Raw genomic sequence first — 23125 nt, 5'->3', positions numbered from 1 at the left:
AGCGAAGGGCTGTCCGCTGCTCGAGGGAGTGCTTGGGCTCTGCGTCGGAATCCAGATCGACCGCGAAGGCCGCGTAGTTGACTTGGCCGTGGTGGGCGAGACCTGGAAGCGTTCGGCGGCCCTGCGCAGGGGCCGGCCGTCCTCGACCACGCAGCGGGCCAGATGCAGACGGCCGGTCTCGGTCGGGGGTGCGTTACGGTGCGGCACGAGGGCCTTTCGGTTGGTGCAGACGTCGCGATCCACACCGAACCGGAGGGCCTTCACCCGTTCAAGAGCCCTCAGTCGAGACCTGAATCACCCGTCCACAACCTCCCAGGACAGAACACCTGGCCACCTTCGGTGTCGGTGCTGATCACGGCAGGGCAGCAGGGAGACTCTCTGCAGTTCGTGCCGGTCCTGTTCGAGTTCGTAGCGCCTCAGGGAGCGTGTGCCCGCATCGCCACAAAGGTCGCTATCTCTTCCACGAACGGAAACTCGGGCTCCAGATACAGTCGGCGGCGCTGGACTGGGTTTGACACTGGCACAACCATCAGTCTGTGTGTCCGGTTGAACTCCTTGCCGAAGCCGTCTCGCACCGAGGTCACGGTGTGCCGCGCCTCCTCGACCTCGTCCCAGCTCACGACCGTGGGCGTGCCGCCCTCCGGGAGCCAGCCCACCCCTTCGTCCCACACGGCCACCCACGTTGCCGGATACCGGATACGGGGGCGTTTGCTCCAAGCGATTCCCAGAGCCGTGAGGCTCACGAGATAGCCGATCGACAAGCCCATGACGACCGGGAACGGAAAGTCAGGCCAACCGGCCACCACACCCCAGGTCGTCAGGCCGCCGATGAGGAGCGCGAAGAACAGGGCTGTCAGCAGATCGAACCAGGAACCGCCACGCCTCCGCGCTCCGACCATGTAGCGCACCTCGCCCAGGTCCGCGCCTTTGATCGCTTCCCGGAACGCCTCGGCCACGTGATCGGAGAACGCCACCTCTTCCACTGCGCCCCCTTGGAGTTTCGAGGCCAAATCCCTTGGCCGTCAGAGTTGTTGATGTCTCGGTGTGCCGCCAGTATGCAGCACCCAAACGTTTGGGCCAAACGTTTGGCCCGCTTTGCCTCGCGCGGTCGCGCCCACGCCCGAGGCGGTGCCGCCACTGCGCGGTACGACACAATTGGCATGACCGTGGAAGCTCCACAGCCGTGGGCAGGTTGTCGGACGAGGAAAGAAGTTGCCGTCGTGGCAGGCGAAGGACCAGTGACGCTCCAGGGCATTGCCGAGCAACTCGGCCTGCATGTCTCGACCGTCTCGCGTGTGCTGAACGGGCGGCAGGACGGCCACACGCGTGCCGCATCCGGCGACACCGCCCGCCGTATCCGGAACCTCGCGGACGAACTCGGTTACCGACCCAACCCGTTGGCCACCGGTCTGCGCACCCGCCGGAGCAACTTGATCGGCGTACTCGTGCCGCGTCTGTCCGAGATCGTGATGGCCACGATCTACGAGGGCGCCGAGGAAGCCGCAGCGTCGCACGGCCTGTCGGCCTTCGTCACCAACACGCACGACGATCCGGCGCTCCAGCGGGAGCGGATCACCATGGTGCTGGCCCGTCGTGTCGACGGCCTGGTCATCGGCGACGCGCACCTGGACGGAGCAGCCCTCGACCTGCCCGGCCTGCGCACCACACCTTTTGTTCTCGTCAACCGCCGCACCAGCGCCGGGCACACCTCAGTCACGTGTGACGACAGACTGGGCGGGCGGCTGGTCGCCGAGCATCTTTTGGCCTTGGGGCACACGTCGGTGGGGGTCATCGCGGGCGAGCCTTTTGCCAGCACCGGAGCAGATCGGACCGAGGGATTCGTCGAGCGCTACCGCGAGGCGGGACTGCCGCTGCCCGCCTCGCGGGTCGTGCACTCGGCCTTCGATACCGCGGGGGGCAGACACGCCGCGCACAATCTGCTCGCCATGCAGGAAGACCGTCCGACCGCTCTCTTCGCCGTGAACGACTTCGCGGCCATCGGTGCCGCAGGCGCGGCCCGTGATCTCGGGCTGCGGCTCGGCCGGGACGTTGCACTGGCCGGCTTCAACGACACGCCCCTGGTGGCGGAACTGCCAGTGCCGCTCACGAGCGTCCACTCCCCCATGGCGGAACAGGGACGCCGGGCGGTGAACCTCCTGCTGCGCCGGATCGCCGGCGAGGAAATCCGCTCTGAGATCCTGACGCCGCACCTCATGGCACGCGAATCCACGGGCGGGCCCGTGGGTGCGCCGCTGTTGTAGTCGTCAGTCATTGCACGGTGAGCGTTGTCCTGGTGCGCGGCGCAGACGTCCGCACCCCGCGAGGTGAAGCTCTTGCGGTGTGTGGAGGAAGCACTCAACCGTCCTCACAGCGGGGTACGTCCGTCGAGGCGTTCTATCGCCGGACACTCGTGAGACGAGCGCAGCAAGGCCGACAAGGCCCCCTCGGAGTGGATGCCGTCGGTCGAGCCTGCGAAGTGCGCCTGGCCGACTGGGGGTGGTAGTGGGTATCAAGATCGACGTCCCACCCCTTCGGCTTTGGAGGCCAGAGCGCCTACAGGCCGTCGATGACGAGGTAGCCGTCAATGCGGCAGAGCCAGTCCGGTTCCGGGTCGGGAGGGAGTGCGTGGCCGAGGTTGCCGGCACGGACCTCGCTGATCCACTGGTCGTGCTGGTACCCGTGATTGATGAGTGCGACCAGCAGGTGATTCGCGACGATGGTCAGTTGGGTGGGGCGGCGAACTGGGGCCGACGTGCCCGGCTGCGCGCGGGTGGGCCGCTGCTGCTGGCGATGGAGCCGCCTCCGCCCCCGCCACCGGGTCCGCCGCCCCGGCCCCGGCAGCCCGGCCGTCCTCGGTGGGGGCGCCGCCACCGCCCCCGCTACCGAGGCTTCAGCATGAATCGCCGGGATTCAGGGCGACCAGAGACCTCTTCGTCTCACCTCGTCTCACACATCTCTCACAAACGAGAGCGCACGGGAGCACGCGAGAGCCTCTGACCTGGATATTCGCTGTCGCCACGGACCACGGCGGACCGGGTGGACATTACATAAGCTAGGGAGCATGGCCTACGAGATTCCGGTGACGCAAGCCCGGGCTGAGCTCGCCGAACTGATCAACCGTGTCGTCTACGGCGGTGAGCGCGTGGTCGTGACGCGGCACGGCAAGCCGCTGGTGGCGCTCGTCTCGGCCGCTGACCTGGAGCGACTGGAGAAGAGCGGGACGGACGCCGAGGAGCAGGTGATCAGCTCGGTCTCCTCGATCGGCTCATCGGTGTCCGCTCCCGGCGAACGGCGCCGCTTCGGCATCGCGGCTGAGCACAGGGGGCACCACGAGCCGGGCAGCTGAGCACCGCGCCGGCGGCCCATGAGGCGGGAAGGCCGGGTACCCCCGTCCGCTGCGGCGGGGGTACCCGGCATGTCCGGGCGCAGGCCGGCCCACCAGGGCCGGCTCCGGCGTGCGCGCCGGGCGCGGCCGGCGGCGGTGTCCAGACGTCGGCCGCCGATGAGCACCGCGCCGAGGCCGGGGCGCCCGCACGGCGAGGGTGAGCGGCGGGCCGCCCGCACCGCTGCGGGTCAACTCCATGTTGTGGAACCGGCGTTCGTCGAGAAGTGACCCGAAGCACGCCTGCCGGGGAGAGTGTCGTCCTCACTCCGCTCGCCGGACCGGCCGTGCCCGGCCGCGGCGGTCGTCTCCGGCACACGCCTGCTGCGCGGTGTCAGCGGACGAAACGCTGGACGAACTCTTCGGCCCCCCGGTGGAGCGGACACCGCCGGGCCGTGTCTCATGCCTTCCGGTCGTAGGCCTCCAGCCAGGCGTCCTCCGCCGCGTAGTCGAAGAGCTTCTTCCCGTACGCCCGCAGCATGTCGGGGAAGGCCTCGGTCCAGTCCCTGCCCTCCAGCTGTGCTGCGATCCACTCGACCGTTGCGGGGAGCGACTGCGCGTAGTCCGTGACCGGCCGGTACCCGAGCTCGCGCGCGGCGGCCGTCATGTCGTACACGATGGGGTGGGCGGCGCTCCAGGGCGTCGAGCCGACGCCGTCCTCCCCGGGAGCGCCCGCCATCAGTACCGTCGTGGTCGTGCGGCCGAGCGCCGCGTCCACGGCCTCGCCGATCTCCGCGACCGTCGGCGCCTGCGGATCCCCGGCGTTGAGCACCCGCGAACCGGGCCGCAGGGCGGCCAGCCGGATCAGCTCAGCCAGGTTGGAGGCATGGACCGGGTGGAAGCGGGACTTCCCGTCGAACGCGAGCACCCGCCGGGTGCGGCCGTCCAGGAGCCGCTTCACGAAATACAGCTCGCGCGGCGAGCGGCAGTACTCCCCGTGAATCGCCCCGGCCCGCAGCAGCGTCACCGGCAGCGCGTCCCCGGCCGCCAGCAGATCCCGCTCCAGCCGGATCTTCCGTGTCCCGTACGTCGCTTCGCCGGCCGGCAAGGTGCGCTGCGACTCCGGGATCGGCAGCGGGTAGTGCGGGGAGCCGTCGGGTTCGCCCTGCGTGTCGAAGCTGCGGCCCCGGTCGTCCTCGTACACCGCACCGCTGGAGATGACCACCGCCGAACCGATCCGGTCCGCGAGAGCGGTCAGCTGACGGGCGTGACCCGCGTTGTACGCCACCATGTCCACCAGTACGTCGCAGCCGTCACCCAGCGCCGCCGCGAGCGCACCGTCGGCGTCCCGGTCCAGAGCCGTCGTGCGTACCGCCTCGTCCCACCGTGCGTCCCGGCCGCCGCCGCGCGAGGCGGCCGTCACCTCCCAGCCGTCCTCGACGAGCGACCGAACGGCCACCCGCCCGATCTGTCCCGTCGCCCCCAGCACCCATGCTTTTCCCTTGCTCATGCGGCCCACGCTAGGGCCGGGCGGGCACCTGGGACATCGTCGTTCACCGAGCGCGGATCCGCCGTCGGCGTCGCAGTTTCGGGAACTTCTTCGGCTGCCCGCCCTGTTCGGCCTGCGCCGCCTTCACCTTGACCGCGTACTCGTCGACGTACTCCTGACCCGAGAGCCCCAGGATCGCGTACATGATCTCGTCGGTGACGGCCCGGATCGCGGCCTTCTGGTTCTCCAGGCCCGCGTAGCGGGAGAAGTCCAGCGGCTCACCGAAGCGGATGGTGACGCGCCGGATGCTCGGGACGACCTGCCCCGGCGGCTGGATCTCGAACGTACCGACCATCGCGCACGGCACCACGGGCACCTGCGCCTTGATCGCCATTACGGCCACGCCCACCTTGCCCTTGTAGAGCCGGCCGTCGTGCGAACGGGTGCCCTCCGGGTAGATGCCCAGCAGTTCGCCCCTGCTCAGCACCCCGAGCCCTTCCCGGATCGCCGCCTGTCCGGCCTCCTTGCCGGAACGGTCCACCGGGATCTGCCCGATGCTGCGGAAGAAGGCGGCGGTCAGCCGCCCCTTCACTCCCGGGCCGGTGAAGTACTCGGCCTTGGCGAGGAACGTGATGCGCCGTTTGAGGATCGCCGGCATCAGGAAGTGGTCGGAGAACGACAAGTGGTTTCCGGCGACGATGGCCGCGCCGTCCTCGGGGATGTGCTCCAGGCCCTCGATCCTGGGGCGGAAGAGCAAGCGCAGCAGCGGCCCGATGAAGACGTATTTGAGTACGTGATAGAACACGGGGCGGCTCCTATGGCCTCTCGTCCGGATCGTGCCGCGCTCACGTGCCCCGGTCCCGGCCCGTCGGCGCGCGTCTTTGGGAGGGCAGCCTATGTGCAGGTGTCGTCCCGTGCAGCCCTCTTCCTGACGTGGCCCTCGACCGCCACTCGCCCAGGGACTGTGACCGCATGATCGGACTCCGAAGGGCGGTGCGGGTCAGGACCGTGTCGGGCCCGCACCGCCGCCGTGCGGCGTCAGTCCTTCAGATGCTCCAGGATCCGGTGCATCCCGCTGTTCCAGTTCTCCTTGAGTGCCGCGACGGCCGCGTCCACGTCGCCGCGCTGCAGGCACTCGGCGATCCGTTCGTGCTCCTTTGCCGAACGCTCCAGGATGTCCTGGTCGCCCAGGGCCACCCGCTCGTAGCGGTGCATCGTCACCTTCAGGGAGGTGATCAGCTTCATCAGCCGGTCGTTGGTGCAGCCGGAGAGCAGCAGGTCGTGCCAGGCGTCGTCGTAACGCTCTATGACGTCGTGCGGCGCCTGCGGGGCCGAGAACGCGCGCGCCTCCGCCAGCAGGCGGGGGGCCGTCGCCGCCAGGTGCCCGGAATCGCTGGACTCCAGGGCGAGCGCCTCCAGCGTCGCGACGATCGCGGTCAGGTCACGGAACTCCTGCGCGCTGAGCGGGGTGAAACGGAAGCCCTTGCCGCGCTCGCTGGTGATGACGCCCTCGCGCTCCAGCGTGATCAGTGCCTCGCGCAGCGGTGTACGGCTGACGCCGAGTTCGGTGGCGAGCTGCCCCTCGTTGATCGGCTCACTGGTCGCGATCGTGCCGCGCCCGAGGCGCTTGATCAGTTCCTCCTTGACCTGTTCGCGCAGCGGGCGGTTTTCGATTGGCATGTGAGGCTGCCCTCCCCTTCGGTCCGGTCGATTATCCGCTACCGGCGGGTCACGCGGTACCGGCGCCGTCGACCGGGATGATGGCTCCGCTCAGGAACGCCGAGGCGTCGGAGGCGAGGAACGCCACGGTCTGGGCGATGTCCCGGGGCTGCCCTATCCGGCCCAGCGGCCGGTCCGCGGCGTCGGCGTAGAAGGCGTCGGAGCTCTCGCCGAGCTGGCGGGCCTCCTCGGCGAGCATCCCGGTCGCCGTGTCACCGGGGCAGACGCAGTTGACGCGGATGTTGTCGGGGCCGTGGTCGATGGCCATGGCGCGGGTCATGTTGACGACGGCGCCCTTCGACGCGCAGTACGAGACGGCCCGGTTACCGCCGCGGATGCCCCACCCGGAGCCGGTGTTGACGATGGAGCCGCCGCCCAGTGCCGCCATCCCCGGGATCACGAGTCGGCTCATCAGCATCACCGAGCGGATGTTGACGGCCATCACCAGGTCCCAGTCGTCCTCGGTGATCTCGCAGACCGTGGAGCGGCGGATGATGCCGGCGTTGTTGAAGAGGACGTCCACTCCGCCGAACCGCTCCTGCGCCGTGTGCACGACGGCCTCGCAGTCCTCGCGCCGAGACACGTCGCAGCGCACGAAGGTCCCGCCGGTGTCCTTCGCGGTGCGTTCGCCGCCGTCCGTGTCGATGTCGGCGATCACCACACGGGCGCCGAGCTCGGCGAGCACCTGGGCGGTGGCGCGGCCGATGCCGGCTCCGCCGCCGGTCACGATCGCACGCTTGCCGTCGAGAGAGATCATCTTGGCTCCTTGTGTCCGGTGTCGGGGATACGTGCTCACCTGGCCAGGCGGTACAGCGAGGTCTGCCGCCTGCCGGTGATGACAGGAAGATGGCCGGACAACTCCGCGTCGAGCGCGTCGTCGCCGGTGTCCAGGAGGAGGGGGCGGCCGCCGAGCGCGGCCAGTTTCGCTTCGGTGCACAGCACGAGCAGGCGCTCGCGGCCGCCCGCCGCGCGCAGGACGCGCGGTGAGATCTGCTGGTTGCCGCGGCCCAGGAGGAAGCCCTGGCCGCCGATGGGGGAGAGGGCGATCCAGACAGGTCCCAGGGCGAGGAGGGCGTCCTCGCCCGCGTCGCGGGCCACGACCCGGGGCGGCCGGCCCGGCCGCAGGGCGAGCACGTCGACCCCGGTGAGCGACACGTCCGCGCCGAGCGCGGCCGCCACCGCCCGGGTGGTGCTGCCGGGGCCGAGTGCGAGCAGCCCGGCCCCGACCCGCTCGGCGACCTCGGCCGCGATCCCGCCGACCGCCTCCGGCGCGGGGGCGGTGCTGCCGGTCTTGCGCTGCTGCACACGCACCGGTACGTCGGGGACGGGCAGCCACCCGAACAGCCGGGAGGTGACGCGTCCTGCGCCCAGGGCGTCCTCGTCGCGGTCCATCACCTCGGCGTCCCGCAGCCGGACCCTGCCCGGGCCGGCGAGCCACGCCGCCGCGACCTCGCCCGCGGCGCGCGGGCTGACGGCGAAGACGGCCGAGTGCATCTTCACACCGGTCGGCACGCCGAGGACCGGGCAGGATACGCCGCCGGGGGAGCCGAGGGCGCCGAGCACATCCCGCGCAGTGCCGTCGCCGCCCGCGAAGAGCAGGAGGCCGACACCCTGGGCGACCACGGCGCGCACCGCGGCGGCCGTGTCCTCGGCCGAGGTGTCCCGGCCGGCGCCGGCGGCGTACACGATCCGTTCCGTGAGCCCCGCGGCGGCGACGGACTCGGCGCCCAGGGGACCGGCGGCGGTGACGACGAGCAGCCCGTCCCGGGGCGACTCGCCCGCACGCGCCGCCAGTTCACCCAGGGCCGCGGCCGCACGCACCCCCGCCAGTGGGCGTGCGCCCAGCGACAGTGCCGTGCGGGCCCGGTCCGGCCCGTCGGTGCCGCCCAGGCCCACCCGGCCGCCGAGCCCGGCGACCGGGTTGACCACCAGGCCGACCCTCGTCACCGGCGGCCCGCCCCGCCCAGCACCTTGCGGCGGTAGGCGCGCCAGGAGACCGCCCAGACCGCGGGGTCGTCCAGGGCCTGGGGGCGTACCCGGTGGATGGTCGAACGGTGCGGCGCCGTGCGCACGGTCTCCGGGTCCTCGTACGCCTCGCGGGCGATCTCCGAGAGGATCGCCGCGTACTCGTCGAGGTCGGCACGCGTGTAGGACTCGGTGGGCTCCAGTGTCATGGGTTCCGGCACCACGTAGGGGTGGTGGCTGGTCCAGTAGTGCGTACCGAAGTCGGCGGCGCGCAGGCCGATGTCCTCGGAGTGCAGGCCGGTGTCCTCGTGGAGCTTCTGCCAGCTGTAGCGGACCTGCTCGACGCGCGGGCGCCCCGTCGCGTACGGGACGGAGACACCCGGGATCTGCCGGACCTTGTGGAGCAGGTAGTTGTTGTTGAGGACGGCCGTCTCGGCGGCGGCCCGCAGGCCCTCGGCACCGAGCGACATGATCCACGCGTACGCGCGGACCAGATTCGGCACGACGCCGTAGAACGGCCGCATCTTGCCGATGGACTCGGGCCGGTCGTCGTCCAGCCGGTACGCACCCGTCTCCGGGTCCAACTCGACGGTGGGGCGCGGCAGATACGGGGCGAGCTCCTCGGTGACCGCGCAGGCCCCGGCCGCCGGGCCGCCGCACGCGTGCGGCGTCGAGAAGGTCTTGTGCAGGTTGAAGTGGCACAGGTCGAAGCCCGCGTCCCGGGCCCGGGTGATACCGAGGATGCCGTTCGCGTTGGCCTGGTCGTACGAGCACAGGCCGCCCGCCTCGTGGACGATCCGTACGAACTCCTCGATGCGCGGGTTGTAGATGCCGGTGTCCTCGGGGTTGGTGATCAGGAGTGCCGCCGTGCGCGGGCCGACCGCCGCCCTGAGCGCCTCGATGTCCGGGTAGCCGTCCGCGTCCGGGTGGAGGGTGATGACCTTGAAGCCCGCCGTCTTCGCGCAGGCCGCGTTGGACGGGTGGGAGAAGATGGTCGTGATGATCTCGTCGCGCTGCTCCAGCTCGCCGCGCGCGGCGAAGTGGGCGCGGATCATCGCCACGTTGGCGTAGATCGCGGCGGAGCCCGCGCCGGGCTGGAGCGAGACCCGGTCCATGCCGGAGATCTCCTTCAGGAGCTGCTCCAGACTGTGGATGATCCCGAGGACGCCCTGGACCGTGTCCTCGTCCTGGAGGGGGTGCAGGGCCGCGATCCGCGGGTCGCGGACGAACTGGTCGTTCACCTTGGGGCTGTACTTCATGGTGCAGGTCCCCTGGCCGACGTCGATGTTGAGGTCGGCACCCAGATTCTCCTGCGAGAGACGCAAGTAGTGGCGCAGGACCTGCTGTTGGGACATCTCCGGCAGGGCGGGCGGTTCGGCGCGGCGCAGGGCGGCGGGGATCGCGGGCCTTTCGACGGAGGGGTCCGCGGCCGGGACGAGGACGCCGCGCTCGCCCGGCGAACCGAGCTCGAAGATCAGCTTCTCGTCCCAGGACGCCTGCCGGAACCGGCGCAGGCGCGGCTTGTCTGCGATGCGCGCTTCCTCGGGGGAGACGGACACGGGCACGTGGGCGGTCACTTGACGATCTCCTCAAGGGTCGCGGCGAGCCGGTCGATGTCGGCCTTGGTGTGGACTTCGGTGACGCAGTACGCGGCCTCGCGCTCGCCGGTCGGCACGCCGCCGAATATGCCCCGCTCCTTCAGGCCGGCGCGGACCCCGTCGGCGGTCCCGCCGCCCGTGTACCGGACGGTGAAGTCGGCGAAGTGCAGGGCATCGCCGTACGGGACCTCGATGCCGGGCACCTCGGCGAGGCGCCTGCGGGCGTACGCGGTGAGCCCGAGGACGGTGTCGCCGATCTCGCGCATGCCCTGCGGTCCCATCAGCGCGAGGTACACCCCGGCCCCGATGCCGTGCAGCGCGGCGGCCGTGCCGACCCACTCCTTGCCCTCCTCGCGCAGTGCGAAAGAGGTCCGTTCGTAGGCGACGTCGCCGAAGCCGTACTCGCCCTCGACGCTCGTCGGTACGAGGCCGAACAGACGCGACGGGTACTCGGCGACCAGCCGCTCCTCGTCGCGGGTGGCGATGAAGCCGGCGTTGCCGCCGCCGAAGCTCTGATGCAGACCGAGCGGCTGGATGTCGCCGCAGGTGATGTCGGCGCCGTAGGCGGAGGGCGGCGCGATCACGCCGAGGGTGAGCGGATTGCAGCCCACGACATACAACGCTCCGTCGGCGTGGGCGAGTTCGGCGAGGCGGGGGAGCGCCTCGTCGATGATGCCGAGCGCCGAGGGCGAGTCCGCGTACACCGCCGCCGTGTCGCCGGCGGCGAGTGCCTCGCGCACCGCTTCGAGGTCGGCACAGCCGGTGTCCGGGTCGACCGGGACCACCGTCACGTCGTGGTCGGGGCGCACGTAGTCGCATATCCGGGAGAGCTTGTCGGCGTCGATCGCGGTGGCGACGAGCACGCGGCGGCGGCCGGTGATCCGGCCGGCCATGCGCAGGGCGGTGCCCGCGGCCTGGAAGCCGTCGTACACCGGGACGTTGACGACATCGACGTCCAGCAGCTCGGCCATCATCGACTGGTACTCCCACAGCGCCTGGAAGCGGCCGTGGTCCTCGTAGGGCTCGCCCGCGTACGCCGTGAGGAACTCGCTGCGGTTGACGACCTCGTCCACCACCGCCGGGACGTGGTGCTGATAGCAGCCGGATCCGAGAAAGCTGAGCGTCTGCCGGGTCGAGGTGTTGCGGCTGAGCAACTCCTCCATGTGGCGGGTGAGTTCGGCTTCCGAACGCAGTGGGGCCGGCAGATCGAGGGGGCGGTGCAGCCGGATGCCGTCCGGGATGTCGGCGTAGAAGTCCTCGACGCCCTCGGCGCCGATCTCCTCCAGCATCGCCTGCCGCACGGCCGGGACCGCGTTCGGGATGTAGGGATGGGTGTAGGTGTGGACGGAGTCCTGGGGTGACGTCATGCCGCGCCTTTCGCGTGAGCCGACTCGGGGATCGGTCATGGACCACAGCAGCAAAAGTCTTTGGGTGTACACCTCTTGACGGCAGGCTCCGTCATTCAGTGTTCTGAATACAGCATTAGGCATTCAGGCTCCAGGAGGCAAGAGTGTCAACAGGACCCACCCGACGGGCCGTTCTGGCCACCGGCTTCGCGACCGCGGCATCGTCCCTGGTCGGTGCATGTGCGATGGGTGGCGCGGGCGGCGGAGCGGCCCGCGACATCGGCGGCAGGAAGGACGACGAAGGGGGCAAGGTCAGTGGCAAGGTCACCGTCTGGTCGTGGGACGTGGCCGCCAAGGCCATGAAGCGCCTCGCCCGCACCTTCGAGGAACGTCACCCCGGAACCACCGTCGATGTCGTCGACATCGGCTACGACAATGCCTACGACAAGATCACCGTGGGCCTGCGCGGCGGCTCGGGCCTCGCCGACGTCCTCACGGTCGAGGGCAGCCACATGCCGCGCTACGCAGGCAACTTTCCCAGCGGCTTCTACGACCTGACGAGCCTCGGTGGCCGCTACGGAGGCGACTTCGACCGCGCCGCGTGGCGCACCGTCACCGGCAAGGACCGTGCGGTCCTCGCCCTGCCCTGGGACATCGGCCCCTGCGCGCTCTACTGCCGCACGGACTACTTCCGCGCCGCCGGAGTCGACCCCAAGTCGCTGCTGACCTGGGACGACTACGTGGCGGCGGGCGTCCGCATCAAGCAGGCCACCGGCCGAAAGCTGCTCATCCTGGACTCCACCGATTCCGGGATCCTGCCGATGCTTCTCCAGCAGCAGGGGCAGTCCTACTTCAAGAACGGCCGGGTCGCGGTCGACACCCCTCGGGCCGTGCAGGCCCTCACGCTGATGAAGACCCTGCACGACAAGGGGCTCGTCTCCTACGAGAAAGGCTGGGACGGGCTCGTCACCGGCACCAAGGAGGGCATGGCCACCACCACGCCCACCGCCGCCTGGTGGTCGGGCACCCTCACGGATGAGATGCCGGAGCTGAAGGGGAAGTTCTCGGTGGTGCCGCTGCCCGGATTCACCGCCGACGGCATCCGCACCTCCAACATCGGCGGCTCCACGCTCTGCGTCCCCGCGCAGAGCAAGAACCCCCGACTGGCCTGGGCGTTCATCGAGTTTCTGCTCACCGGCAAGGCCAACCAGGTCTCCATGCTCAGGCACGAGGGCCTTTTCCCCGCCTATCTGCCCGCGCTCGACGACCCGTACCTGAGCACGAAACAGGAGTACTTCGGCGGGCAGGCGTCCCTGGACGTGTTCGCCCGGCTCGCCCGCAACATCCCGCCGGTCGAGTACAACGAGGACGACGCGAAGGCCACCGACATCATGATCTCCGCCGTCACCGGTGTGATGCTGCGGGGCAAGGACCCACGCGCCGCCCTGGACTCGGCCGCGCGGCAGCTCGCCGCGGCCACCGGCCGGGAAAGGGTGAAGTAGCCCGATGGCCGTCCCCACCACCTGCGACCGGCCCGTCGCCCCCACCCGAGCTCCGGCCCGGGCACGCCGCAGGCGCCTGCGCCCCACCGCCTGGATCTTCACCGGACCCGCGGCCGCCCTCTTCGCGCTCTTCTTCGCCTATCCGCTGGGCGCGAGCCTCCTGCAGAGCTTCACCACCGAGGACGCCGGCGCCACCCACTGGGCCGGACTCGACCAGTACCGGCGCCTGATCGACGACCCCGCCTTCCTGGAGTCCCTGGTCAACACCGGGATCATCCTCGTCGTGCAGGTCCCCGTGATGATCGGCCTGGCACTCGTCCTCGCCGTTCTGCTCAACCAGTCCTGGCTGCGCTTCCGCGGTACCTGGCGAGCGGTCTACTTCCTGCCCGCCGTCACCACGCTCGTCGCGTACGCCGTCGTCTTCCAGGTCCTCCTCAAGACCGACGGCGGCCTGGTCAACCAGAGCCTCGGCGCCGTCGGCATCGGCCAGGTCGACTGGCTCAACAGCCCCGCCTGGGCCCGCGTCTCCCTGATCGCCTCCCTGACCTGGCGCTGGACCGGCTACAACGCCGTCATCCTGCTCGCCGGACTCCAGTCCATCGGCAAGGAGCAGTACGAGGCGGCGGCGATCGACGGCTCCGGCACCGTGTCCACGTACGCGCGCGTGATCCTGCCCCAGCTGCGCCCGGTCGTCCTGTTCTGCGTGATCACCTCCACCATCGGGACGCTCCAGCTCTTCGACGAGAACTACGTCCTCACCCGCGGCGGCCCCGACGACGCCACCCTCACCCCGGTCGTCTACCTCTACAAAGTCGGCTTCCAGCAGCTCGACTTCGGCTACGCCGCCGCCATCGCCTGGGTCGTCGTCGCCCTCATCGCCGCGGTCTCCGCCCTCCAGTACGTCGCCTTCGGAAGGGAGCGCCGCCGGTGACCGCCCTCCAGCAGGCCCCCGTACGCATCCACCCGGCCCGGCGGGCCGGCCGGTACCTCGTCCGTCTCCTCCTCGCGGCCGGCGCCGTCGTCAGTCTGGTGCCGTTCCTCTGGATGGCGATCGCCGCGACGCACTCCACTTCGGAGCTGTTCCACTCCCCGCCGCCGTTCCTGCCCGGCGGCCGGCTCCTCGACAACCTCGCGCGGCTCCAGGACACCATCGGCTTCGGGCGGGTTCTCCTCAACAGCGTCGGCATCGCCGTCGTCCACACCGCGCTCAGCTCGCTGATCTCCGCCATGTGCGGCTACGGGCTCGCCAAGTACCGCTTCCGCGGCCGGGGTCTGCTGCTCGGCGCCGTGCTCGCCACCATGATGATCCCGTTCCAGGTGCTGCTCGTGCCGCTGTTCCAGATGATGGCGAGCGTCGGCTGGATCGACTCCTACCAGGCGGTGATCCTGCCGTTCCTGGCGAACTCCTTCGGCATCCTGCTGATGCGGCAGGGCTTCGTCGACTTCCCCGACGAGCTCCTCGAATCGGCCCGGATCGACGGCTCCGGCGAGCTGCGCACCTTTTACCGGGTCGTGCTGCCCTGTGTGCGCCCGCAGCTCGGCGCCCTGGTCATCTTCACCTTCATGGCGCAGTGGAACAGCTTCATCTGGCCGCTGCTCATGCTGAACTCCGAGGAGAAATACACCGTGCCCGTAGCGCTCAACACCCTCACGGGGCTCACCCGTGTCGACTACTCGGGCCTGATGCTCGGCTCGCTCCTCGCGACGTTGCCGCTGATGCTCCTCTTCCTGCTCTTCCAGCGGCAGTTCGTGGCCGGACTCCTCGGCGGGGCGGTGAAGGGATGAATCGTCTGACCCGCGTCCCGGGCGTCCTGTACGGCGGCGACTACAACCCCGAGCAGTGGCCCGAGGAAGTGTGGGCCGAGGACGCCGGGCTGATGCGCGAGGCCGGCGTCACGATGGTGACCGTCGGCGTATTCTCCTGGGCCCGGCTCCAACCCGGCCCGGACACCTGGGACTTCGCCTGGTTCGACCGGCTCCTCGACCTGCTGCACGCCCACGGCATCGCCGTCGACCTGGCCACCGCGACCGCGTCACCGCCGGCCTGGCTGGTGCGCGCCCACCCGGAGATCCTGCCGGTCACGGCCGACGGCGTACGCCTCGAATTCGGCTCGCGCCAGCACTACTGCCCGTCCTCGCCCGAGTACCGCGCCGCCGCGCTCCGGCTCACCCGCACCCTCGCCGAACGCTACGCACACCACCCGGCCCTCGCACTGTGGCACATCCACAACGAGTACGGCGACCACGTCACCGAGTGCTTCTGCGCCCGCTCCGCAGCACACTTCCGTGCCTGGCTCACCGACCGCTACGGCACCGTGGACTGCCTCAACCACGCCTGGGGCACGGCCTTCTGGTCGCAGCGCTACGGCACCTACGACGAGATCGAACCGCCGCGCACCGCCCCGGGACCGGTCAACCCCACACAGCTCCTGGACTGGCGGCGCTTCTGCTCCGACGCGCTCCTCGAATGCCACCGCGCCGAGCGCGAGGCGCTCGGGGAGCTCAGTCCCGGCACACCGGCCACCACCAACTTCATGTCGATGTTCAAGGCGCTCGACTACTGGAAGTGGGCCGAGCACGAGGATCTCGTCTCCGACGACGCCTACCCGGACCCCGCCGACCCCCGCGCCCATGTCGACGCCGCCCTCAACTACGACCTGATGCGCTCCCTCAAGGGCGGCCGGCCCTGGCTGCTCCTCGAACAGGCGCCGTCCGCCGTCAGCTGGCGGCCGGTCAACGTCCCCAAGAAGCCCGGTCTGCAACGCCTCTGGTCCCTCCAGGCACTGGCCCGCGGCGCCGACGGCATCATGTACTTCCAGTGGCGCGCCTCCCGCGCCGGAGCCGAGAAGTACCACAGTGCGCTGCTCCCGCACCGGGGCACCGCTTCCCGGGGCTGGCGCGAGACGGTGCGCTTCGGCGCCGAGCTCGCCCGGCTCGGCGAGGTCACCGGCACCACCGCCCCGGCGGACGTGGCGATCGTCCTCGACTGGGACTCCTGGTGGGCCCTGGAGGCGGACGACCACCCCTCCGCCCGGATGCGCTGGCGCGAGCTGCTGCGCCCCTGGTACGTGGCGCTCCACGCCCGCGCCGTCACCATCGACTTCGTGCCCCCGCACGCCGGCCTGGACGGCTACCGGGCCGTCCTGGCCCCCAACCTCCATCTGCTGCGGCCCGAGAACGCCGCACACGTCGCCGACTATGTGCGCGGCGGCGGCCACCTCGTGTGCGGGCCCTTTTCCGGCGTCGTCGACGGCCACGACCACATCCACGACGGCGGCGCCCCCGGGCCGCTGCGGGACGTGCTCGGGGTGTCCGTCGACGAGTTCTGGCCGATCCCGGACGGTGCGGCGGTACCCCTCGCCTCCGGGGCCGAGGCCACCTGGTGGAGCGAGTGGATCGAGCCCGGGGGCCCGGACACGCTGGTCTTCGACGCGTACGCGGCCGGCGAGCTCACCGGCCGCCCCGCGATCACCCGCCACCCCTACGGCACCGGCACCGCGTGGTACGTCAGCGCCCACCTGGGCGACGGCATCGCAGCGGTGCTCGACGAGGCGCTGCGGGCAGCGGGCGTACGCCCCGTGCTCGACATCCCCGAGGGCGTCGAGGCGACCGTGCGCTCCGGCGCGCAGGGCACGTACCTCTTCGTCCTCAACCACAACGATCACGCCACCCGGACGCCACTGACGGGCCACTGCGCCGTCGGTGGCACCGACCTGCTCACCGGAACCACCGTCCGTGACCACATCGACCTCGGCCCGCTCGGCGCCGTCGTCCTGCGCATCGCCACCGACCGTCCTGGAGGGACCGGGAAATGACCCGCTGGAGAGACCGATACCCGACCGGACGCCGTTCCCTGGGCGTCCTGACCGCACTCCTCCTGGCCGGCGGCGCCCTCGCAGTACCGCAGACGGCGACCGCCCACGGCCACCCGAAGCCCCGATTGCCGTACGCCGACGTTCTCGACCTGCACGGCACCCCCGCCGCCGCCCAGCCCGGCGACGACGAGGACAACAACCCCGTCGGCGTCTTCGCCGACCAGGGTGCCTGGCACGCCTACGCACTGCCGGAAGCCGGTGACAAGGACGCCTACGGCGGCTTCTCCGGACCGCTCTACATCGCCCAGGAATACCCCTGGTGGCTCAGCAAGTCCTTCAGCCGCATCCGCCTCACCGAACACGGCCGCATCCTGGACCTGGCCGGTGGGGGCGCACCCCGGCTCACCTCGCTCCCGGGCCGCCTCCTCCAGTCCCACGACCTCGGCCGCGGGCTGCGCCTCACCCTGGAACTCCGCTTCGCCACCGACCGCAGCGCCCTGGTCAGGGCCGAGGTCCGCAACACCGGCCCGGCGCCCCGTACTCTGGGCGCCGACTGGACGGGCAGCGTGCTGCGGCCCGCCGACCAGCCGATGCGCGACGCACCGTCGCTGACCGCCACCACCTCGGGCGTCGGCGTCGACTTCGCGAAGGTCCGCGAGACCTGGGACTACCTCACCGACGGCACCGAGCGCTTCGAGGTCACCCACAAGGACCGCGTCCGCACGACGGTGGAAGGCGACAGCTACCGCACCGAGGCGGTGGACGCGGTGACCCTCGCCCCCGGCCGCTCGCACAGCTTCGACTGGACCGAGTCCTACACCTTCACCGCCGCCGAGCGCAGCAAGGAGCAGGCGAAGGTCCGTGACGTGCTGGCCCGCCCCGCTTCCGTCGTGTCCGCGTCCGAAGCGCGCTGGCAGGGGTATGTCGCCGGGGTGACCCGGGGCGTGCCCGCCGACCGGCGGCGTACGGCCGTGAAGTCCCTGGAGACCCTCGTCACCAACTGGCGCAGTGCGGCAGGGCAGATCAAGCACGACGGGATCACCCCATCGATCTCCTACAAGTGGTTCACCGGCGGCATCTGGGCCTGGGACACCTGGAAGCAGGCCGTGGGCACCGCACGCTTCGCGCCCGAACTGGCCGAGTCGCAGATCCGCTCCATGTTCGACTGGCAGATCCGGCCCGATTCCACGACCCGCCCCCAGGACACCGGGATGATCCCCGACGTCATCTTCTACAACGACCCCGCACGCGGCGGCGGCAACTGGAACGAACGCAACTCCAAGCCCCCGCTGGCCGCATGGGCGGTGTGGGAGGTGTACACGAAGAGCGGGGACAAGGCCTTCCTGCGTGAGATGTACCCGAAGCTCGCCGCGTACCAGGCGTGGTGGTACCGCAACCGGGACCACGACCACAACGGCCTCGCCGAGTACGGTGCCACCGTCGACCCGGCCAACGACTCCCCCGAGGAGCGGCGCCTCGCCGCCGCCTGGGAGAGCGGCATGGACAACGCGCCCCGCTTCGACGCCGGCCTCGGCACCGGAACCGTCGCCAACAGGGCCGCCGACGGCACGCTCCTCGGCTACTCCCTCGACCAGGAGTCCGTTGATCTCAACTCCTATCTCGCCGCCGACCAGGGTCATTTGGCGCGCATCGCGGGCGTGCTCGGCCGCGGCGCCGACGCCAGGCACTGGAAGCAGCGCTCCACCGCCACCGCCACCGCCGTCCGCGCGACGATGTACGACGCCGCGGACGGCTGGTTCCACGACACCGCGCTCGGCACCGGAGCACCGCTCAGGTCCCGGGGCCGCGGCATCGAGGGCGCCGTACCGCTGTGGACCGGCACGGCGTCCGCCGCTCAGGCCCGCGCGTTGCGCGACAAGCTGACGGACCCGGCGGAGTTCGCCACCACCGTGCCCTTCCCGACCGTGGCGAAGAGCTCCCCCTACTTCTCGCCGACCGCGTACTGGCGCGGCCCCGTCTGGTTCGACCAGGCCTACTTCGCCCTCGGCGGCCTGCGCCGCTACGGCTACGCCAAGGACGCGGACACCCTGACGGACCGCCTCCTCACCCATGCGTCGGGCCTCTCGGGCGACGGACCGATCATGGAGAACTACGACCCGGTCACCGGGGCGCCGCTCAACTCGCCCAACTTCAGCTGGTCCGCGGCGCTGCTGCTGCCGATACTGACGGGAGACAGGTAGGCGGCAGCGGCCGGAACCGCGGCCGGCAGACCACCGCTTCCCTTTCACGGTGTACGGCGTGGGCGACGACCGCACTGGGCTGGTTCGGCGACAACCGTTGCCACACGCCGTCACATCCGCCCGGTGCGCAGCCGTACCGGACCCATCAAGCCGCTGACCCGCTGCCCGGGAAAGACGAAATGGGTCGGGCTCGTCGCGTCCAGGCGGGGCGCCAGTGTCCCGAACACAGTGATCTCCAGGGCATTGGCCCCCGGCACGACCAGCCCTGTCAGGTCGAATACGTACGGGGAACACACCCGCACCCCTGCGGCGGCGCCCCCGACCCGTACCTCCGCCGTGCCCCGGACCCGCCCGAGGTCCAGCCACACCCGCCCCGCGACGGCATCGGCGGGTACGGTCACCACGCGGCCGTACCGCACCCCGCCGCTGTACTCGGCCAGACCCTGGCTCTCCCAGTCGCCGAGCCGGATCCGCCCGGGGCCGACCGTGCACCGCACCGGACCCGCCAGCGCGGCCCCTCCCTCGTACCCAGGGCGAGTCCGGACCCGCAGCGCCGCACTCCGCGGACCGCCGCGGTCGGCGGGCGGCAGCTCGGCCGTCACGGTACGCACGCCCCGGGCATCGGCGGCACTCACGGCGGCGGGGCACTCGGATCCGTCGACATGGACCGTGACCTCGCCGTGTACCGGTGCCGTCAACCGGGTGGTTCCGGGAGGGAGTTCGCACCACAGCCACTCCATACCGCCCCGGCTTCCCGGAACCGCGAACCGGACCGGCACCACCGTGCCGTCGTCGGCCTCCGGGTCCAGCCAGGCGGCACCCGGCAGCGGATGGGGGCGGCGTCGCAGACACAGGGCGGCGGGATCACCCACTGGCTCGCGACGCACCCGTACCGGGCTGCGCCCCCGCACGTCCTCGGCCCACCAGCCAGAGTCGCTGTGAAGCGTCGCGCCGTGCCCGTCGTCGAGGACCGCGTCCACCAGGACCGCACGCTCGCCGTCGCCGGACGTCTCGACCGTGATGTCGTTGTCGCCGATACACAGGGCGGCCGTCACATCATGCCGCCTCACCCGTGGTACCGCATGCTCGGCGTAAGGGTCGAAACCGCCCTGCCTGCCGATGAGTTGTCCGTTCACCCGCAGCGCACAGGGCGCCCGGGAGGCCACCTGCACGACGGCCCGGTGGGGGAGCGCCGACAGGTTCAGCGTGGTGCCCATCGTGCCGGGCGCGTGGATCCACTCGGGGCGCCGGTAGCGCCCGGGATCACGTACGAGCGCCATATGCGCCCGCAGCTCGCAGTCCTGATCGGGAGTCAGGTCGAGTTCGAGCAGATGGAGTCCGGCCGTTGCCCGCACCGGGCCCAGCGCGAGATGACCGCCGTCGTCGAGAGCCACCGGCGCACCGTCGATCCGGACCCGCTTGGCCGCCGCGGCGCCGATCGCGAGATGCCCGTCGAAGTCCTCGTCCAGGCGCAGCGCCACCCGCAGCCGCACCACCTCGCCCGCGACCGTGCGGCCGATGTGCGCGAACTCCTCGGGCACATGCCCCTTCGGACCCAGAACCGCGCGGTGCACGGGGTCCTTGTGGACGCCGAGGGTCTCCGACCAGGCGAGTACCGAGGCGCCGCCGCCCCGGCCGGACCCCTCGCGGAGCACGACCGCGCGCGGGCCGAACGTCGCGTGGACCGTGGCCCGTGCCGTGCGCCCGGGGCCGGAGGGCGCGGCCCATCCGTCCCGTGCACCGTCCTCACCGGCCGCCTCGACCCGGTGCCGGAAGGTACGGCACTCGATGACGGCCGGGCCACTGGGCGGACCGGTCGCGGGGCGGGCGAAATCGCCCCAGGTGTTGTCGAGCGTCGGGACGAGCACCATGTCCCACTCGGCGTCCGGGGGAATCTCCACGACGGTGACATCCGGCCCGCAGCAGTGCGCCACGGGGGCGGCCGGCTCCCGGGCGTGGGCCGGAAAGACCAGCACGGCCGCGGGGCCCGTGTCGAAGGGGACGTCGACCTCGACCGCCCGTGCGTCGTCGTCCGCGGGCAGCACCGGCAGCGTCCGCGGAGCGCCGCCGAACGGGTCCACCAGCACGGCCGGGCCCGAAACGTCCCGCACCCGCACCCGGGCCCGCCGCGCGTAGCGACCGGGGTCGAAGTCGTAGCGGGCGTCCAGCCAGCCCAGGGCGGCGCCCCGCTCGTCGGGGGCGGCGACGGACGCGCGGGTCGCCCGGGGCGCGGCCGCGGTCAGGAACACCACCGTGGCGCCGTCCACCCGACGCGCGAGCGCGGGGACCGGGGCCCGGACGACCGGGTCCGCACCGCCGAGAGCGGCGGCGAGCGCATCGGCCGGGTCGTCCGTCATGGGGATGTGCACGGCCCGGCCGTCCGCGAAGCACTCCCGCAGTCCGGCCGCCGTGGCTCTGCCGGGGCCGACGAGTTGCTCGGGAAGATCGCCCAGCGCGATCAACCGCCCCCCGGCGGAGGCGAATTCGACGAGCCGCTGCGCCGTCTCCCGTTCCAGGACGGTGCACGAGGGCAGCACGATCGTGGCGTACGCTTCGTCCGCGACCCGCAACCGGACCCCGTCGTCGAGCCGGGAGACCCGGCCGCGGGCCAGCGAGGCATCGTCGACGACATCGGCATCGCGACCCAGCCGGTCCAGGACGCCGGGCCGGGTACGGAACCAGGCCATGTCCCCGACGAGTTCGAGATACGCCGACTGGGCGCGCCGCGCCGCGTCGGTGACACCGTCCAGAGCGGTGCCCGCCTGGGCGGTGGTGGTGGGCAGCAGGACCGCGAGGTCGCACAGATGGTGACCGAGGCTCAGGATCGCGCACAGCCGGGTCACGGCGTCGGCGAACACGTGGTGGTGGCGCCAGTAGGGCTGGCGCCAGTCGGTTGCCGGCGGCGCCCATTCCCACCAGCCGCCCTTGGTCGTGTAGTAGACGGCATGCGGATTGTAGAGAGTGGCTCCGGCCCGCAGCCACGGGAGCAGCCAGTCGAAGGTCTCCTCCAGGGTGCCGCCCCAGCCGGTGGAGTGGAACGCCTCGACCCAGGTGCGGGGACGGCCGTAGAGGTGGGCGAGCGAGGAGTGGATGCGGGCGTCCCCGTGGTGGTCGGAGCCGGGCGCCGAGAACCAGCGGTGCGTTCGCGCGTAGTCGGCGTACAGTTCCACGCCCGCCACCGGGTGCCCGGCGCGGGCGGGGTCCTGCTGGTCGCAGCCGATGAGCAGTCCATGGCGCTCGTGCCAGGCGGCCAGTGGCCGGAAGAACGCCTCCTCGGCCAGTTCGGCCCGGGTCAGGTGGTAGTCGCGGCGGACCCGGTGGACGTCCGGAGCCGCGCAGTCCTCGTACAGGGCGTCGAGCCGCTCGCCGATGTCGTACCCGCGCAGGCGCCGGAAGGCGTCGGCGAAGCCGGTGGACCAGGTGGGCAGGGACGGCAGTTCGTCCTGGAACGAGCCGACGACGACGGATCCGAGCCGGTCACCGAGCCGGCGCTCGAACTCCCCGTGCACCCGGTCCAGCAGCGCCGCACAGGCGTCGGCACCGAGATAGTCGAAGCCCAGCGCAACATGGTGATGGAGCGTCAGGCGCCAGCGGCCGGGGCCGGGCGCTCGTACGGCCCCGTCGGACACCGTCACCGGGACCGCCGGGCCGGTGCTCCGGCCGTCCGCGTCGAGCGGTTCGGCGCTGCCCGCGAGCGGCAGGCCGTCCGACGGGCAGCGCAGCTCACCGGTCCGGTCCACCGCGGACTCCACCACGGCGCGCACCCGGTCGAGCCGGCGGCCCGCGTGGCCGGGCCGCTCGTCGACGAGCCGTGCCTGCAGATCGGCGCCGGAGAAGCCGAGCTGGTCGTAGAACCAGAGAGCGACCCCCAGTTCACGGGCGTCGTCGCAGACCCCGTCGAGCAGCGCCCACCACGCGTCGGAGAGAAAGGGCGGATCGTCGGCGTCGGAGCCGAACAGCGGCCCCGACGGCGCCAGGTTGAGAAGCACGAGATTGTGCACCCCGCCCTCGGCGAAGCGCTCCAGCTGTGCCCGCAGCCGCTCCTGGTCGAGCCGCTCCCCGCTCCACCACCAGATCGCGACGGGCGAGTAGGCACGCGGCGGCCCGGCGAGGACCGCCGCGATGCCCGCCGGGAGGTGCGGATCATCCACCGGGTGTGTCATACGAG

The 23125-nt window shown here is 71.4% G+C and carries 17 protein-coding genes and 1 pseudogene; 7 read left to right on the top strand and 11 right to left on the bottom strand.

Annotation, left to right across the window (positions count from 1 at the left end; translation table 11 throughout):
* Positions 1 to 84: 84 nt before the first annotated feature.
* Positions 85 to 207 (bottom strand): annotated as a pseudogene (locus IE107_RS17340) (IS481 family transposase); the annotation flags it as partial.
* A 209-nt stretch (positions 208 to 416) separates the two neighbouring features.
* Positions 417 to 983, bottom strand: coding sequence for a hypothetical protein (locus IE107_RS17335; RefSeq protein ID WP_189544666.1), 567 nt, complete (start codon positions 981 to 983; stop codon positions 417 to 419).
* 255 nt (positions 984 to 1238) lie between these two features.
* Between IE107_RS17335 and IE107_RS17330 the strand changes: the two genes are divergently transcribed.
* Positions 1239 to 2261 carry a LacI family DNA-binding transcriptional regulator gene (locus IE107_RS17330; RefSeq protein WP_229867020.1) on the top strand — a complete coding sequence of 341 codons (1023 nt, stop codon included), beginning with the start codon at positions 1239 to 1241 and terminating at the stop codon, positions 2259 to 2261.
* A gap of 292 nt (positions 2262 to 2553) precedes the next feature.
* On the opposite strand, the gene IE107_RS34955 is transcribed toward IE107_RS17330, so the two are convergent.
* Positions 2554 to 2871 (bottom strand): hypothetical protein, encoded by a 318-nt coding sequence (locus IE107_RS34955; RefSeq protein ID WP_229867019.1) that lies wholly within the window; start codon positions 2869 to 2871, stop codon positions 2554 to 2556.
* A gap of 190 nt (positions 2872 to 3061) precedes the next feature.
* Here IE107_RS34955 and IE107_RS17320 point away from each other — a divergent pair, with 190 nt between their 5' ends.
* On the top strand, positions 3062 to 3346 hold the full coding sequence (locus tag IE107_RS17320) for a type II toxin-antitoxin system Phd/YefM family antitoxin (RefSeq protein WP_189544664.1): 285 nt from the start codon (positions 3062 to 3064) through the stop codon (positions 3344 to 3346).
* Positions 3347 to 3782: 436 nt separating this feature from the next.
* On the opposite strand, the gene IE107_RS17315 is transcribed toward IE107_RS17320, so the two are convergent.
* The 7 genes from IE107_RS17315 to gcvPA form a co-directional block, all read right to left on the bottom strand.
* Entirely contained in the window at positions 3783 to 4832 is a 1050-nt protein-coding gene (locus IE107_RS17315; RefSeq protein ID WP_189544663.1) for an NAD-dependent epimerase/dehydratase family protein, read from the bottom strand.
* A 43-nt stretch (positions 4833 to 4875) separates the two neighbouring features.
* Positions 4876 to 5616 (bottom strand): lysophospholipid acyltransferase family protein, encoded by a 741-nt coding sequence (locus IE107_RS17310; protein WP_189544662.1) that lies wholly within the window; start codon positions 5614 to 5616, stop codon positions 4876 to 4878.
* Between the two features lie 233 nt (positions 5617 to 5849).
* Positions 5850 to 6491 (bottom strand): GntR family transcriptional regulator, encoded by a 642-nt coding sequence (locus IE107_RS17305; RefSeq protein ID WP_189544661.1) that lies wholly within the window; start codon positions 6489 to 6491, stop codon positions 5850 to 5852.
* A gap of 49 nt (positions 6492 to 6540) precedes the next feature.
* Positions 6541 to 7287 (bottom strand): SDR family NAD(P)-dependent oxidoreductase, encoded by a 747-nt coding sequence (locus IE107_RS17300; RefSeq protein WP_189544660.1) that lies wholly within the window; start codon positions 7285 to 7287, stop codon positions 6541 to 6543.
* 35 nt (positions 7288 to 7322) lie between these two features.
* On the bottom strand, positions 7323 to 8477 hold the full coding sequence (locus IE107_RS17295; protein ID WP_229867018.1) for an ATP-NAD kinase family protein: 1155 nt from the start codon (positions 8475 to 8477) through the stop codon (positions 7323 to 7325).
* Positions 8474 to 10072, bottom strand: a complete 1599-nt coding sequence (gene gcvPB, locus IE107_RS17290; RefSeq protein WP_229867017.1) for an aminomethyl-transferring glycine dehydrogenase subunit GcvPB — start codon at positions 10070 to 10072, stop codon at positions 8474 to 8476. Before gcvPB ends, IE107_RS17295 begins: the two co-directional genes overlap by 4 nt.
* The gene (gene gcvPA, locus IE107_RS17285; protein ID WP_189544659.1) at positions 10069 to 11460 is read right to left on the bottom strand and encodes an aminomethyl-transferring glycine dehydrogenase subunit GcvPA; all 1392 of its coding nucleotides are present in this window, start codon (positions 11458 to 11460) and stop codon (positions 10069 to 10071) included. Before gcvPA ends, gcvPB begins: the two co-directional genes overlap by 4 nt.
* A 143-nt stretch (positions 11461 to 11603) precedes the next feature.
* Between gcvPA and IE107_RS17280 the strand changes: the two genes are divergently transcribed.
* From IE107_RS17280 to IE107_RS17260, 5 genes are read left to right on the top strand one after another with little or no spacing between them, the layout of a single operon-like run.
* On the top strand, positions 11604 to 12941 hold the full coding sequence (locus IE107_RS17280) for an ABC transporter substrate-binding protein (protein WP_229867016.1): 1338 nt from the start codon (positions 11604 to 11606) through the stop codon (positions 12939 to 12941).
* Between the two features lie 4 nt (positions 12942 to 12945).
* Positions 12946 to 13872, top strand: a complete 927-nt coding sequence (locus tag IE107_RS17275) for a carbohydrate ABC transporter permease (protein ID WP_189544658.1) — start codon at positions 12946 to 12948, stop codon at positions 13870 to 13872.
* The gene (locus tag IE107_RS17270; RefSeq protein WP_229867015.1) at positions 13869 to 14726 is read left to right on the top strand and encodes a carbohydrate ABC transporter permease; all 858 of its coding nucleotides are present in this window, start codon (positions 13869 to 13871) and stop codon (positions 14724 to 14726) included. The genes IE107_RS17275 and IE107_RS17270 overlap by 4 nt, the downstream gene beginning before the upstream one ends.
* Positions 14723 to 16756: a beta-galactosidase gene (locus IE107_RS17265; protein ID WP_189544657.1), complete on the top strand. Its 2034-nt coding sequence runs from the start codon at positions 14723 to 14725 to the stop codon at positions 16754 to 16756. Before IE107_RS17270 ends, IE107_RS17265 begins: the two co-directional genes overlap by 4 nt.
* Positions 16753 to 18957 carry an MGH1-like glycoside hydrolase domain-containing protein gene (locus tag IE107_RS17260; protein WP_189544656.1) on the top strand — a complete coding sequence of 735 codons (2205 nt, stop codon included), beginning with the start codon at positions 16753 to 16755 and terminating at the stop codon, positions 18955 to 18957. Before IE107_RS17265 ends, IE107_RS17260 begins: the two co-directional genes overlap by 4 nt.
* Positions 18958 to 19067: 110 nt before the next feature.
* Here IE107_RS17260 and IE107_RS17255 read toward each other — a convergent pair whose 3' ends face one another.
* Positions 19068 to 23120 (bottom strand): hypothetical protein, encoded by a 4053-nt coding sequence (locus IE107_RS17255; RefSeq protein ID WP_189544655.1) that lies wholly within the window; start codon positions 23118 to 23120, stop codon positions 19068 to 19070.
* Positions 23121 to 23125 lie beyond the last annotated feature (5 nt).

This window comes from Streptomyces gelaticus (assembly GCF_014649535.1).
Lineage (GTDB): Bacteria > Actinomycetota > Actinomycetes > Streptomycetales > Streptomycetaceae > Streptomyces > Streptomyces gelaticus.
The sequence above is the reverse complement of the archived record's forward strand: the minus strand, read 5'-3'. Positions and strand labels throughout refer to the sequence as shown.

Coding starts and splice junctions, on each gene's coding strand:
- IE107_RS17300 (WP_189544660.1), bottom strand. CDS start 7,287: ATGATCTCTCTCGACGGCAAGCGTGCGATCGTGACCGGCGGCGGAGCC.
- IE107_RS17255 (WP_189544655.1), bottom strand. CDS start 23,120: ATGACACACCCGGTGGATGATCCGCACCTCCCGGCGGGCATCGCGGCG.
- IE107_RS17260 (WP_189544656.1), top strand. CDS start 16,753: ATGACCCGCTGGAGAGACCGATACCCGACCGGACGCCGTTCCCTGGGC.
- IE107_RS17265 (WP_189544657.1), top strand. CDS start 14,723: ATGAATCGTCTGACCCGCGTCCCGGGCGTCCTGTACGGCGGCGACTAC.
- IE107_RS17315 (WP_189544663.1), bottom strand. CDS start 4,832: ATGAGCAAGGGAAAAGCATGGGTGCTGGGGGCGACGGGACAGATCGGG.
- IE107_RS17305 (WP_189544661.1), bottom strand. CDS start 6,491: ATGCCAATCGAAAACCGCCCGCTGCGCGAACAGGTCAAGGAGGAACTG.
- IE107_RS17320 (WP_189544664.1), top strand. CDS start 3,062: ATGGCCTACGAGATTCCGGTGACGCAAGCCCGGGCTGAGCTCGCCGAA.
- gcvPA (WP_189544659.1), bottom strand. CDS start 11,460: ATGACGTCACCCCAGGACTCCGTCCACACCTACACCCATCCCTACATC.
- IE107_RS17275 (WP_189544658.1), top strand. CDS start 12,946: ATGGCCGTCCCCACCACCTGCGACCGGCCCGTCGCCCCCACCCGAGCT.